11 protein-coding genes are annotated in these 13836 nt (G+C 51.5%); 10 read left to right on the top strand and 1 reads right to left on the bottom strand.

Translation table 11 applies throughout. The features are described from left to right. Positions 1–82 precede the first annotated feature (82 nt). Complete coding sequence (locus AC2A6O_RS16425) at positions 83–1102, top strand: LacI family DNA-binding transcriptional regulator (protein ID WP_498928625.1); 1020 nt, start codon at positions 83–85, stop codon at positions 1100–1102. Positions 1103–4268: 3166 nt separating this feature from the next. Beyond that, complete coding sequence (locus tag AC2A6O_RS16420; protein WP_498928623.1) at positions 4269–5426, top strand: RHE_PE00001 family protein; 1158 nt, start codon at positions 4269–4271, stop codon at positions 5424–5426. Positions 5427–5475: 49 nt separating this feature from the next. Here the strand turns inward: AC2A6O_RS16420 and AC2A6O_RS16415 are convergent, their stop codons facing one another. Further along, the gene (locus AC2A6O_RS16415; RefSeq protein ID WP_498928622.1) at positions 5476–5718 is read right to left on the bottom strand and encodes a WGR domain-containing protein; all 243 of its coding nucleotides are present in this window, start codon (positions 5716–5718) and stop codon (positions 5476–5478) included. A gap of 999 nt (positions 5719–6717) precedes the next feature. Here AC2A6O_RS16415 and AC2A6O_RS16410 point away from each other — a divergent pair. From AC2A6O_RS16410 to AC2A6O_RS16375, 8 genes are all read left to right on the top strand, one after another. Then, entirely contained in the window at positions 6718–7068 is a 351-nt protein-coding gene (locus AC2A6O_RS16410; RefSeq protein ID WP_498928620.1) for a hypothetical protein, read from the top strand. 296 nt (positions 7069–7364) lie between these two features. Then, on the top strand, positions 7365–9416 hold the full coding sequence (locus AC2A6O_RS16405) for a Hint domain-containing protein (protein WP_498928618.1): 2052 nt from the start codon (positions 7365–7367) through the stop codon (positions 9414–9416). A 1122-nt stretch (positions 9417–10538) separates the two neighbouring features. Further along, positions 10539–11021, top strand: coding sequence for a hypothetical protein (locus AC2A6O_RS16400; protein ID WP_498928616.1), 483 nt, complete (start codon positions 10539–10541; stop codon positions 11019–11021). A 71-nt stretch (positions 11022–11092) separates the two neighbouring features. Next, positions 11093–11482, top strand: a complete 390-nt coding sequence (locus AC2A6O_RS16395; RefSeq protein WP_498928766.1) for a Hint domain-containing protein — start codon at positions 11093–11095, stop codon at positions 11480–11482. A gap of 8 nt (positions 11483–11490) precedes the next feature. Then, positions 11491–11751: a GNAT family N-acetyltransferase gene (locus AC2A6O_RS16390; protein ID WP_498928762.1), complete on the top strand. Its 261-nt coding sequence runs from the start codon at positions 11491–11493 to the stop codon at positions 11749–11751. Next, on the top strand, positions 11741–12151 hold the full coding sequence (locus AC2A6O_RS16385) for a hypothetical protein (RefSeq protein WP_498928614.1): 411 nt from the start codon (positions 11741–11743) through the stop codon (positions 12149–12151). Before AC2A6O_RS16390 ends, AC2A6O_RS16385 begins: the two co-directional genes overlap by 11 nt. Before the next feature lies 1 nt (position 12152). Then, positions 12153–13106 (top strand): Hint domain-containing protein, encoded by a 954-nt coding sequence (locus AC2A6O_RS16380; RefSeq protein ID WP_498928612.1) that lies wholly within the window; start codon positions 12153–12155, stop codon positions 13104–13106. Positions 13107–13114: 8 nt separating this feature from the next. Continuing rightward, positions 13115–13336 (top strand): GNAT family N-acetyltransferase, encoded by a 222-nt coding sequence (locus AC2A6O_RS16375; protein WP_498928610.1) that lies wholly within the window; start codon positions 13115–13117, stop codon positions 13334–13336. Positions 13337–13836 lie beyond the last annotated feature (500 nt).

Genomic DNA, 13836 nt, shown 5'->3' with positions numbered 1-13836 from the left:
TTACGGTGCAATGTCGCGGAGTAACTTTTCACCAAGATCTTTTCGCAAACGGTCTCGGCATTTGCTCCAGGAGTCCTTTTCATTGAACATAAAAGACCTCGCGCAACATCTTGGGATTTCGATTGGAACCGTTTCGCGAGCGCTGAACGACAAGCCGGACGTGAATGCCAAGACCCGAGAGCGGGTGCTCAACGCCGCTTTTGAACTGGGATACAGCGCAAACGCCTCAGGGCGCTCCCTCCGTCGTGGAACGACGCAGACCATCGGTTTCATGCTCGAAACTGGTCAGACGGAACTGTGGACCAGCGACAATTTCTTCATGCCGGTGATCGATGCCATGCTGGCAGAGCTCGAAAGGGAAGGCTACGATCTCATCATCTTGCCCTGCCACTCCGCAACCGACCCGACCGCGTTTCTGCAACATCTGATCGCACGTGGCACTACGGACGCCATTGTCGTCACGACCACCATGAAAAACGATCCGCGGATCGAGTTTCTACTCAAGTCGCGACTTCCGTTCCTGACACTCGGCCGGACTGGTTTGGCGGATCAACATCCATGGATCGATCTTGATCTCGAAGGCTACGTTGGCCAGGCAATCCGCAAGCTGGTGGCACTCGGACACCAACGTATCGCGATAACGGTGCCCCCTGCCCTATCCCACATCGCCAGCCTGCTGCGTCAAACTTATGAAAAAGCCATTGCCGAAATGGGATTGGAATTCGACCCTGATCTCATTTTCGAATGCGAAGTCAGCGAGTCCGGTGGCCATCAGGTGACACGACAACTCCTTGACATGCCAAACCGCGCGACCGCACTGCTGCTCAACTACGACCTTATGGCTTTTGGCGTTTACTCCGCTTTGCAGGAAGCAGGACTATCGCCTGGCAAAGACCTTTCGGTTGCAGCTCTTCGACGGAGCAAGCCTCTCCCCTTCCTGCACCCGCCCCTAACGGCCTACGACACCGACCTGAAGGAGCTGGGCCAAACAATTGCAGGAGAAGTTCTGAAGGTGTTACGCGACAGCAGCCACAAAACCAGGATCGCGTGGCCCGCTACAATGACCATCACAGAGAGCCTAGCCCCGCCCGCCGGCAGTTAGCCTCAAAGGGTTCAAGTGGCCTGTAACTGGGTTGCACCTCGAGGCATATGCAGGAGGGGTGCGCAGATTTCAGGCCCACTTTCTCACGCCACGCCGGGGCCCCTCGCCTTCCGCGCTGAGAATATTCCGGACTATCACCACACCATTCTTTGCCTAGCAAAAGGCGAAAGGCGGAGCTTCCGCTGGGCCCTGGTGACAGGCAAGCCCGGCGCCGGAAAGGAAGTAATGCCAATAGCATCAAACCGGATATTTGCTTGTGGCTTCGGGCCAAACCATTGTTCCGTTCTATCGGGATCGCTGACTAAACCCTTTCCACCTCTGCTTCACCGTCCACCTCTCTTCCACGCGAACACTGCAGCGCATTAGGGACAACACGAACGCCCTTGGAGGCAAACAGAAGGTGGGGTGCACCAAAGCCTCTTCAGACCGCCGCCCCTCCAAAGAACTGAATTCCCTACACGCTTCTCTCTGCGCCTTGCCCGATGCTTCTTAAGTCAGAAAAGCCTCAAAGCGACCGGCGACACCCCTGACGCCTTCGCCTGAACCGCACGCGTCACTCAGTGATGATCTAGACTAACATACCCAGGCATTCACACTCAGAACTGCAGCCCCGCATTTCGAAAAACGAGACGAATTGGGCTACTCGGCTGCCCCCTCCTAGGAACCTCTTGGGAACGTTGGCTCACGTCAAATGCCTTGCCCAGCCCCATGTCTACTAGACAGCTCGCGACCGGCAATACCCGTCTTTCTCAGATCTGGCCCTTGGAGAATTGAATATAGCAATTGCTATAAACGGCGAACGAAGCTCAATAGAGGTCGGAATAGGCAACATGTTTGGCTTGCTCGTCTGCGCGATATAGCAATTGCTATATTTGCTCCACACCGCCGTTTGATCGTTAGAAGAAGACCAATTCTAGCAAATACCAAAACCGCTAAACAAGAACGAAACAGAGAGGTTCTGCCTTACGAAACTCGTTAGGCGGCCTTGTTGGCCTAGGCAGAATAATTTCACTCAGCTCTGGCATTTTTAGCCTAAACCAACGACCCAAGACCGTTTCTCACGCGACGACAGGAAGGGGAATTCGGCACTGGCTGGGCGAAGTTTTGCAGTAATCTGAGCAGACCTGTTGGGCCACACGGCACCAGCTCTGATGAGTAGGAAGTCCCCAAGAAGGCAAAAAGACGCCTATAAAAATAAAGGCGATGACATCGCCGCTCTAACGAAGGAGGGTGGGGCGTAACGAACCCCGGGGGGCATCTGAGAGAAAGTCGACGCTCCCTTCAGAATAGCTTCCAGTTAGTCGGCGACCATTCATGAAACCAGACCGTCAACCCTCGCGAACGAAGAACAGGGGTGGAAAAAGAATACAGACAACCGCACTGATTGGACTTCCAATCTACAGGGAGCCCTTGAGCCGCCAACCGCGATTTACGACGTCGCTGATTGGAAACTATTGCACCATGCCTACGTTCGATTACTCGCTTTGCGCGCACCATCTTCTCGCCGCCGGAACGACCACAGGAGCACCGCCAAACCGAGCACTAAACGCAGGAGACTGATGTAATCACCGCCCGCATGGCAGCTGCATGAACCTACACACATAAACTCAATGCAGCCTCAAGGATCAAACCTCGCCAGTATCGTCACCGTGATAAAATACCCCTCGACGGTAAGGAGGTGCGCAAAGCAAAACAGGATGCGAGCCAGGCATGGGTCATTGCACCGCCATTTGCTCATAAGGTCCAAGACGTGATAGCTGACCTCGCCCACGCAATCTGGCAAAGCAATTTTTGCGACGGCCAGCTTCGTAATAGTTGCTTGGCGTGTGGGCGAGGGGGCAATGGCTGGGACGCTACACTGCGTCACGAAAAGCGGCATCAGGGTTGGCGGCCTTGATGAAAAGGCCAAAGCGCAGACACCGGGCGGCGAATTCTTTCGATTCAAGACTTCGTAGCCCACGCCACATCTTGACGATTGCTATGATCGATTGGGAGGCGAGGGCGCACTTTTGAAGTTCCCCCTTGGTCAATAGTGCGGAGCACGGTGCTATTGCTCATCAGGACGCTCCTCATTGGCCCTTGAGAGCCTCGGTGCCGCGACTGATTAGAAGTCCCGATTTGACGCCGGCCGTCTCTTCGCCCTTGGTGCACCCTGGCTGCAAACTAACATCTGCCCCGGGTCGGTTTTCCTGATCACCCGGGCCCAGTGACAACACACATTCCCCAGTGATTTGAACAGCCAGCATGCCTGACAGTTCAAAACACCGAAAGACATCAGAGGCTAAAGCCGCCGAACGGCAAATTCCTGCACCCAAAGTCCATCATCCCTGTTCCGGCATAGTCCGATCCGGCATTAGGTGCGAGCAACGGATCCAGACAATCCGCTGCAAACATCTCGCGGCTCTTCTTAGCTTATGGCCGGCTGGTAGCGCGAACGGTCAGACGCATGGCCGACCATATTTCCCGTGCAGAAAACGCTTCCACGACCCGGAGCCTGCGATGCAGGGTAACCTAGGGGCCGAGCCATCGCCGCACGGTTGAAGGCGAAAGCGGCTTCTACGACTTCCCATTTCTGGGCCCTCCAAGACGCCTGAATTATTCCAAAACGCATGCAATGAACTCGAGAATGTCTTGAGACGGATGCGCCCTTTTTTGGACGAAGTCCCGCAGGTGATGCGCAATAGACGCGACGATAAAGGGAGCAGGCACCGATCAAGGCGGGGCAGGGCGCTGTTAGTAATTTCCAAGCACCAACCTCCCAGATACGAAAGTCGGAGGTAAACACCCTGCGGAACTTCTCAGCCAAGCCTTCGCTAGCAACTTGGTTCAGGGCGTCGATGCCCTCGTTGGTTTGAAGCGAGCAAACTGCTCAAGACCGGCGACGGCTGGTTGGACGTGGGCCTGGGAAACGAGGTGCCAATTTTCCTGGTGTTAAGCTTGAGCTGATAGATCACTCTGCCCCCAAATAGCGCGGTGAGGGGGCTTCTGGCATCGGGTCGCAGGCCCCTCGGGCCTGGAGAGACACCCGATATTTACAAAGAGCAAGTCGAGACTAATAACCATCGATAAGCATTACTTATCGCTGCTGTGTTTATTATCTTGCCATACATCCCTGTAATGATATCTTTTTGCTTGTTGTTTATCGTTAATGAAATATTATCAACCGATGTCAACCGCTTACGATCTCCGCAAGTCCCTGAAATCACTGGATTGGCCCAAGGTGGCCGACCCGCTCGATCGCGCCAGCCGTTTGCTGACGCGCGCGGACGAACGGCTGCGGCGCTCCCCCGATCTGAACGACGGCGTGCGCAGCCGCTCGCACCTGTTCGACACATGCGCCTCCATGGCACTCGACGGAGACCTTGTGCATCTTGAGGATCTGGTTCTGCATGACGCAGGCACCGACAAGCGCGCACCGACCCATGAACTGACCCGGGCTGCCAGGCTTCTGGCGCTGCGACGCCGGATTGACCGGCAAGCCCCGGAACCACTCCTGAGCCGGACCGGCATTCTGACGCTCATCGGCCGGCAGACGGAGGAAACCGGGATTGGAAAGACGGCGGACAGACCTGCGGGGGAGGGGAGGGGGGCTGCGCCCCCAACCGTGAGCCGGCAGGAAAATGCAGAAACCGAAGAAAGTCTGCTCGCAGAGATCGACGCTGTCCTGGAGCGCTCCAGACATCTGGCTGAAGGGACAGTCCCGCCGCACCGGGCCCCGAACTCTCGAACCGCAAGCCCGCGTCCTGAAGACAGTCCGGCCGCATCTGATCGGCGCGATCGTCTTGATGATTGGCTGACTGTCCTGACTGAGACGGAAGTACTGAAATTGCCACCCGTTCTGACGGCCGCCATCTTATTGGACGCATGGCAGGTACTGCAGCCGCTGGACAGCTGGCCCGAACTTGGCCGCCTGCTGTCGGCCGCCTTCCTGAAAACACAGGTGACAACGTCGCATCTGCCGAACCTGTCCGCCGGCTTGCGGAAATCCCCCTTCCGCTGGCGCCGCAAGGATCCGTTCCAGACACGCATCTCCGGCTTCCTCGCCGGCTTTGAAAAAGCCGCCCAGGAAACCATGGATCAACTGGACCGGCTGTCGATCGCCCAGGAGCAACTGGCGCGCCATTGCCAGGCGTGCCGAAGCCACTCCCGGCTGCCGGAGTTTGCGCAGATGTTCCTGTCCCGGCCGTTGGTAACCATTCCGATGGCGCGCCAGACCCTCGGTGTCACCGCTGCCGCCGTCGACCGTATGATCCGCCAGCTCGGCCCGGCATTGCCACGCGAGCTCACAGGCCGCGACAGATACAGGGCCTGGGGTATTCTGTGAGGATGGAGTGGGCGATCACGCGACAGAGGCCAAACACCGAACCAAGGTCTTAGTCCGGTCGATACCCGCGCCTTTGTTTTTGCTTCGCCAGGCCCTGCTGATGGGCCGCAGCCGATGAGACATCGGCAAAGAGATCCAGCCGTGTCCGTCCCCAGGTGCCCACACGTCCCCATGTCCGGCGCACGGCAAATCCGCCGAACAATGTCGGCTCGACGGACAGGTGGTAGAACCGGTTCATGTTCCGGGCGGGGTCCACGCGTTTGAGCAGAAGAGGGGGGTCACCAGATTCCATCCCCCAAGTCTCGAGGACTTCCAATCTGCGGTCCAATGAATGATTGGAATCAAAACGTGAGGAAAGATTCAAACGGATGATGTGTAACGGAAGGAGGGGGTTGTAGAACTGATGGGGTGGAAAACCTCCTGCTTCGGACAGGTGTAGGATAAATCGCCTCCAACGCCCCCTTGAAAGAGAATGCATCACCCCGGGATCCACTGAACAAATTTGTCTCAGAAATCTTTTCTCGGTTTTTGAGGGCGAGTCTCTATTGGAAACGTCTACATACGACATAATACCTTAATTTTGTTACGGATTTTCCTTTATGACAATTTTCTGCCTTATTTCGATGCCGCTCGTTCGATTTCGATCGGCCATATCGCGCTCAGGGACTCTGAGGGCAAATTTTCTAAGCAAAGTCGCCGCAGGGCAGCGCATTTTCTGGGCGAATTCTGCGGTTGACTTTCCGTTTCGTCAAATCTTAAAAGTCCCTTAATGCAATTGGTGATTGGTGCCCGGGCTTGTGCCGGAGAAGGGATAATACCCCAGTTGGAGCGCTGATCTTTCCCTCTGAGGGAAGCCGAAAAGAGGACGTCCGGCGCGGTTGCGGTGGAGCTTCCCGAAAGGCGGAATGGTGCTTGGACAAATAGTGGGGCGATTTGTGACATTTGTTGAGATCGGCTTAGGTCGGGCGTGCCCCGCGTTAAATAGCCACAACTGACGATGAGTCTGGAACACGTTTCGGCGAGACATATAAACTCCGCGCGTGTGACGAACGACTTATCCGTGGGTCTTCGAATAACTTTCAGATCGCCAAGAGTACCTGCCGCCACAAGGATGCTGGCGCCAGGTACTACGGTGTCACCATACCTTGCCGGTACGTGTCCAGGCTGCCGGCTATGACGCGCATCTCCAGCCTGGTTAAGCCGCTCCGCTTTGAGTTTTGTCGACATGACAATTAGAGACGCGTCACACAGATTGCCGGGGCGAATGCACCGGTTGAGACACCGTCACGAAATGAGCGGGACGGCGCAGAATGGGGGCGATAGTGTGAAGGGCAAAAGCGATCTCTCCGATGAAGTGCAGGGTAGGCCTATCGTGCAGGCCCAGGCCAGCCAGGTTCCTGTTCAGGCGAAATCTGTGGCATTCGGAAAGACTTCCCTTTCGGTGCGACCGAAACGAACCAGCGTGAAACTCCGGCTAGCGGAAGACACCGAGAGTGATTGCCGTAACGGCATCCATCTCGCGCGTGAGGCGGATACCTATTTTGTAAATCACTGCCGCTTGAGAAAAGGCGTATTTCTTCAACGTTGCGCATTAAATAATGCAGAAAATAAAACATTCGAAATATTTGGATTTTTCTCATGAGAAAAATAAGACTCAAAAAATGGAATTACATAATTTTTATTGCAATGTGGGCACTATTTATTTTTTCGAAGATATTCGGTGTAGAATCGAAGCTTGAGAGCAAGGCTTTAATGGCTCTTATATTCATGACAATAGTATATTCAGTAGTTTTTTTATTGGGACCAAGAAAAGAAGACGAATGATCGCGTGAAAATACGCACAACAATTTTGACCAAAATGAGTTTTGATACAATTTTAGAGAAAAAACTTAAATCTGCTTACGAAATATCTTTGATTTACCATCTGCAGGGGATGATATGCTTGAGAATTATTGGGCTTCAGGAACGACATTTCGTCGGGTGGATGATGCGTTTGGCGGGGGTCAAATCGTTTGGACTGATAGAGGAATTCATGTCCGAAATCCGTATCTAAATGACAGACCCTCTCTTTTTTCTCCAGAAGTAGTCGTGGATGCCGTTAGCGGATTTCACGAATATTGGAAAAGTGACTATGGAAACGCGATAGGGATAGCTGGTGGACTTTTAGATGACTTATCCGGAACGAAAATTGCCGGCAGAATTGCTGGTAAGCTGGCACTGCCTGTTGAAGCATATTTTCGATGGGACGATGAAGATGGCTTCACACTAAAGGACGGGATTGCAATTGTAGGAAGTGTGGCCGCTGGGGCGGCCGCAGGGGTCGCTATAGCAGGGACTGCGGCTGCGGCAAGTGCTGTAGCTTTGCCAGCATTTACCGCAGCCGTAGTCGGCGTTGGGGTGTCGTATGCCATTGATGCGCTTCCGATTCCTAACTTGCCAGAAGCTCCGCCACCTTCCTTCCCTCATAACAGAATTGGGTTTCAGGGGATTAATCCAAGCACAGCGTATGTTCCGAGCAATATTGAAGCCTCACCGATTGCGGTAACAAAATCTAATCCATTTGGTGACAATGCGCTCAAGGGTCTTGGCGGAAAATTTTTCGAGCACCCACATACGCTGGCAGAAAGAACATCTCCAACGCGCGACGTTTATTTGGAGTTCGTTGACGAGAACGGCACAAGGGTTATCGAGAAGCACGCCAAGGGAGTTGCAGCAAACACTCTTGTTACCACCAGGATCACTATTGACAAAGACGGCAAGGTTAAGAAGGAATTTTTCAAAAACGATGTAGATAACATTGCCGACACGCTGGATCACATGCGTGGACTTGATGCGCATGTGCAAACCACCTACCAGGGAACCCAGATCGGCAAACAAATAGGCCACGGTGTCCGACAAAAGTTCATCGAAAACGCACTCAGCAACAATTTCACCAAAAAGCAAATAATAGCAGGGGCGCAATCAGGCCTTCAGATCGATGGACCTGAAAAAGTCATTGATCTGTCGCCCTCAAATCCGACGGCTTCATCTGGCGGCAACAGAAACACCAGCACTGCGCAAAACTCAAATAGCAATTCTGGTGGCAGCGACGGCGGCAACCGCGGCAACGACAACCTAAGTGGTGGTCGTGACAACCCAAACGGTTCGCAGAGCAACAGTGGCGGCAACTATCAGGGCAGCTACGACAGCAACTACAACGGCGGCGGTGGCCACGGATACAGCGGCAGCGGTCCCGGGGAAAGCTTCAGTGACAATATGGGCGGCTGTTTTGTTGCCGGTACGACGGTCCTCATGGCCGACGGCGGTGAAAAGCCGATTGAGCAGGTCCAACTCGAAGACCAAGTCATGGGCTTTGACGGGCTCGGCGCGCTGGAACCGCGGGAAGTCACTGACCTTTTCATCCACGGCAAACGCAAGGTTCTTGATGTCGACGGCGTTCTGACGACGCCTGAACACCCGTTCCTTCTGCCCGACGGCAGCTATCAGCCGATTGGCAAACTCTCGGTCGGCGACCGGATCGTCCGGGCCGACGGATCGCTGCACACGATTGAAAGCATCCGGGACGTCGATGGCGTTCACACGGTCTATAACTTCACCGTGGAAAGCCTGCACACCTATGTCGCGGCAGGCTTCCGCGTGCACAACATCAAGCCGGTCATCCTCGACCTCGACGGCGACGGCTTGGAGGTCACGGCCCTGGACCGCTCCACGGTCTTCCTCGACACCGGCGGCGACGGCTTTCTGCATCGCACGGCCTGGGCCGGCGAAGGCGACGGGGTGCTTTATTTCGACCCGGATGGGCGTAACGAGATCACCGAAAAGCGCCAGTTTGTCTTCACCGAATGGGACCCGACATCGACCAGCGATCTGGAAGCCCTGGCCTCGGTGTTCGATACGAATGGTGACGGCGTCCTGAACGCGTCCGATACGGATTTCGCAAAAATCTCGACGGCGCATAATTCTATCCGGAATTATACTGCAATATTTTGAACTATTTCGCAACGAACTCTGCAACCGAATAGTATTCGTATGATCGAGAGGATACCATGAAAGCAAAAGACTCTCTTACTTTTCAAATAACCATAGTTTCTGCTTTGTGGATTCTTTTCATTTTATTGTATTCTTGGTTAGGGAAATCCCCCTACATGTATAAAATGTTTTTTTTATCATTCTTGCAACTATATATTGCTTTTTTTCATATCTTTCCAAGTCAAGTCGTAAGTGACGATGTCGGTTTCTGAATTATTGGAATGGTGGAAGCTTACATGAATGATCGAGTGCTGCAGAAAACAATTGGTGGAATTCAACCTCATCCGTCTGATGGGTACTTTTCTCACGGAGGTACAAAATTCAATACTACTTGGTATGACAACGGTTTTGACAAAAGTTATGGACCATCAGTTTTTTAGCTTGGATAACCTGAACGCAGCTACCGGCGGCAGTTTCGGTAGTATGGTAAGTGTAATTGGCGATCTAATTTCAGAAACAAAATTTCCGAAGGAAGTATATGTATCTGGCGGGAATTATATACTAAACAGTAAAGAAAACTAAAATGAAACATATTACAATTGGAAAAAAAGAATTTTACACTTTCCTAGTGAGTTGTATAGTTTTTTTTATATTTAAAATATTTGGTTTAGAGTCAAAATATTTAGACAAAGCAAAGATATTCATAATTATTATGGCATTTTTCTTTGCGGCGGTATTTATCATTCGATTCTTACGCGGAGAAAAAATAATGTGAAATTATTTAAATTGAAAACAAAAAGTAATTTAAGGATAGGGATATTTGATAAAGAATATTTGTGTTATTTTTTCAGATTACCGTGCCGCAAGCGGCGCCTTTGTAATGCTTTTAGGCGCAACCTCCATCGCTATTATCTATATTATTCAATATAAAATAAACAAAAATAATTCTAAAATTTTGATAGTTGTAAAATATATTCTGTTTCTGACTTTGTTTTCGTTGCTTTTGTTTGGAGATTTTATTTCTGAGCCAATTTGGAAGCATTTTTGTTTTTGACACTATAGGATGGCAAAATCTCAGGGTTTGATCAGGTAAGAAGTGGCAACTTTGGATTCTCTAGCCAGCAGGGGTCGTTACTCATTGTATTGCAAAAGTTACAACAGACAGTGCCTTCTGGAATATCTGTTGCTGCTGCGATAGCAGTTGAAGTTGGGCCTCCAATTCCTGGGCCATTTGGAGCTGGCGTCGAATTTACAAGAGGTGGATTTTTGGATCCGTCCCAAAACTACACCAGTTTTGCCGCCGGTGGAATTTTTGCTGATGTCTCGCCACCTATCGGGTCTCCAGTTGAAATAAGTGCAGAAGTCTTCTTTTCAAATTCAAATTTCGCCAGTTTTTCGGGTCAATCGCGAGCGATCGAAGTTGGGCTATTTGGAGGAATTGGACCGTCTGTGCCTTCGGGCCACGTCTCTGACATCCTTGGGGTAATTGCTGAAGCGGCTGCAAAATCAAATAGCTTTGCCGAATTTGCCGAAAACTTCCTAAAACTCGTTCCCACTGAATCAGCAATTTACCCCTCGGTTGGCACTGGGGGATCGGGATCGAAGCGCAGTAAACTTTTGAAGTAAAGCCATTCGAAAATGCTTTCCCAGATGCCTACGAAGATGTCCCGATTGACGGGTTGTCTTGGTCGCGGATTTTGCACGGCATAGAGCTCGGTGTTGTAGATTGTGGAACTCGCTGCTTTGAAGCAAATACTCCCATTTTGGCTGCTGGGAACGCGATACAGACAGTCGCGAAAATTGTTCCTGGATCTACTATTTTATCCTTCGACCCATTCTCAAAACCTGGTCGCGCTGCTCTCGCCCCCAAAAAGGTTGTCCGGACCTTCACCAACATCACCGGAGAGTGGCTGCGCCTGAGCTGGTCGGAGAATGGCGAGGCTAAGGAACTCGTCACCACGCCGGGTCATCAGTTCCTGGCGGCTCATGGCGGCTTTCGCGAGATCGAAAGCCTCTTGCCGAGGACGAGCTTCTGGGTTTTACCTCATTGCAGGCGGGTGAATATTTTCTGGGGCAAGGCACGCTGATCGCGACGGTGCAGACCTTGAACATCTCCCCAAGAATTGCCGGCACGTTGCTAGGCGGCAAGGTCGCGCTGCGCCTCGTTCAGGCAGTGCGCCACTGGGCGAAGGAGAGAGGCTGTGCCCATCTGATGGTGCATGTCACTAATGGCGAGAATGCAGAGGATGCGGATCGGTTCTTCCGGCGCTGTGGGATGGTAACGGTTGGGGGGGAATTATCTCTCGGCAATCACAAACGTTTAGGCACTCAGTTTTGGTGGGCTAATGGCAAGTAAACAAATTCAGGCACCGATACTACCGCAGGAAGACGATACTGTTGTATTTGGCCCAGAAACTGTGGACGGGGAGGTGTTCGCCCTCACCGGAAAGGACATTCATCAACTCGTCGCGTCCATTCGTGCAAACGAAGAAGATAGAAACGCAATGTCTGACCAGCTCATGAAAAATCTGCGGGCGGCTTTTTCCGGCCATGAAAAGCCCGAGCCTAATGAGATTGAAGATAAAATAATCCAGAAACACATCTCAAAGGAAAAATGGCCGTCATTTGATTTTTTTGCACCATATACTTTTGAGATGCTGCGCTGGAATGTGCTTTTTGATGAAAAAAATATTTTGAATTTCACAAAGGACAATAACATTACTATTGAATTCATCAATGATTTAAAGAGTAATTAACATGGATAGACGTGTTGTTGCGCTCGACTCTGATTACATTCAGCCTCTCCACTACGCAGAAACTCACGGTCGTCCTGGCGCATTGGCTGCAATTGCCGGACCAAGACGACTTCTTGCCATTACAAGTACTGTAAAAAGAGAAGTTGCCGGTAGTCCAACTCTGCATGCGCAAGATACCATGATTGCAAGCTGGATAGACAAGCAGAAATTTCTCGGAAATCTAAAAGTATATTCAACGCCAGCTTTTCCGCCCGGCCCCCATCAGGGCGAGCTTTCAATCTTCAGTGCTTTATCAAAAATGTTTTATGACGGATCCGGTGGAGCAGTCCAAGTATTTGCAAACGATAGAGGCGCAAGAGCCCTGTTTGCAGGAGAGCCTGACGTCCAGACCTTTGATACGCAATCTGCCAACCTCGCTAGTTTTCTGGATGGTGCCTTATCGTTAAGAGAGTTTTTCGAAATCTCGGCAGCCTCCTCCCCTTACGCAGGACCGCCAAGATTTGAACCTTTCTCTGGGGAAGTATTGAATAGCAGCGACGGTCATTCTCTTCGCGTTATCGGCAATGGAGCGTTGCTCGTTACGGACAGGTTTGGGAATACCTACACAATCTCCCCGGCTGAAACTCCGATTCTAGTTAGTGCTACCGACACCATCGAAATTGCAGAACTCAGCGTCGGCGATGGTTTGCTTTCTTTTGATCCTTCTGCTGACAGCGGCCGAGGCGCTCTTATTCCAAAAAAGATAGTGCGTACGTTCACGAACATCATCGAAGAATGGTTGCGCCTGACCTGGGAAGAAGAAGGCAAGACTAGAGAACTCGTCACCACGCCGGGTCATCAGTTCCTGGCGGCTCATGGCGGCTTTCGCGAGATCGAAAGCCTTTTGCCGAGGACGAGCTTCTGGGTTTTACCTCAGTGCAGGCGGGTGAACATTTTCTGGGGTAAGGCACGCTGATCGCGACGGTGCAGACACTGAACATCTCCCCAAGAATTGCCGGCACGCTGTTCGGCGGCAAGGTCGCTCTGCGTCTTGTCCAGGCGGTGCGCCACTGGGCGAAGGAGAGAGGCTGTGCCCATCTAATGGTGCATGTCACTAATGGCGAGAATGCAGAGGATGCGGATCGGTTCTTCCGGCGCTGTGGGATGGTAACGGTTGGGGGGAATTATTCCTCGAGCAGTCTTTAAGATCGCTCCCTAACCAGAATAATAACGAAACATACTCTAAGAAAAAGGTGGTTTTTGAGAAAAAAGTTGAAAAATATTCTGAATGCTATCGGTATGTTGCTTGCGTTTTTTGCGCTCCCTATTTTTGTTTTGAATTTTGTATTTGCACTATTTGTCGGAGGAACTGCCATTAATGGTTACATCGCTAGTGGAAAGTACTTCGTTCAGGGCAGGGGCAATATCGTCGAGGTTTCTTATGAACTATTCACAATATCATGGTGGCTAAATTTATCTATGATACTAATTTTTACATCGATGGCGCTTACTTTTTTCGTCTCGAATCTGATTAACGGAAGTAAGTAGCAAATTCATCATCTGAAATCAATAATATTTGTAAAATAAGCGGCCGGAGATCTCTCAAATGTCTAGTGTCTATAAGTCAGGTGAAACTACCATTTCGTTGGGCTTATGCCGGAGAAGGGATAGTACCCCAGTTGGAGCGCTGATCTTTCCCTCTGAGG

The organism is Labrenzia sp. ATLA3 (genome assembly GCF_057180185.1).
Note: the sequence above shows the minus strand (reverse complement) of the source record. Positions and strands in the feature narration are given on the sequence as shown.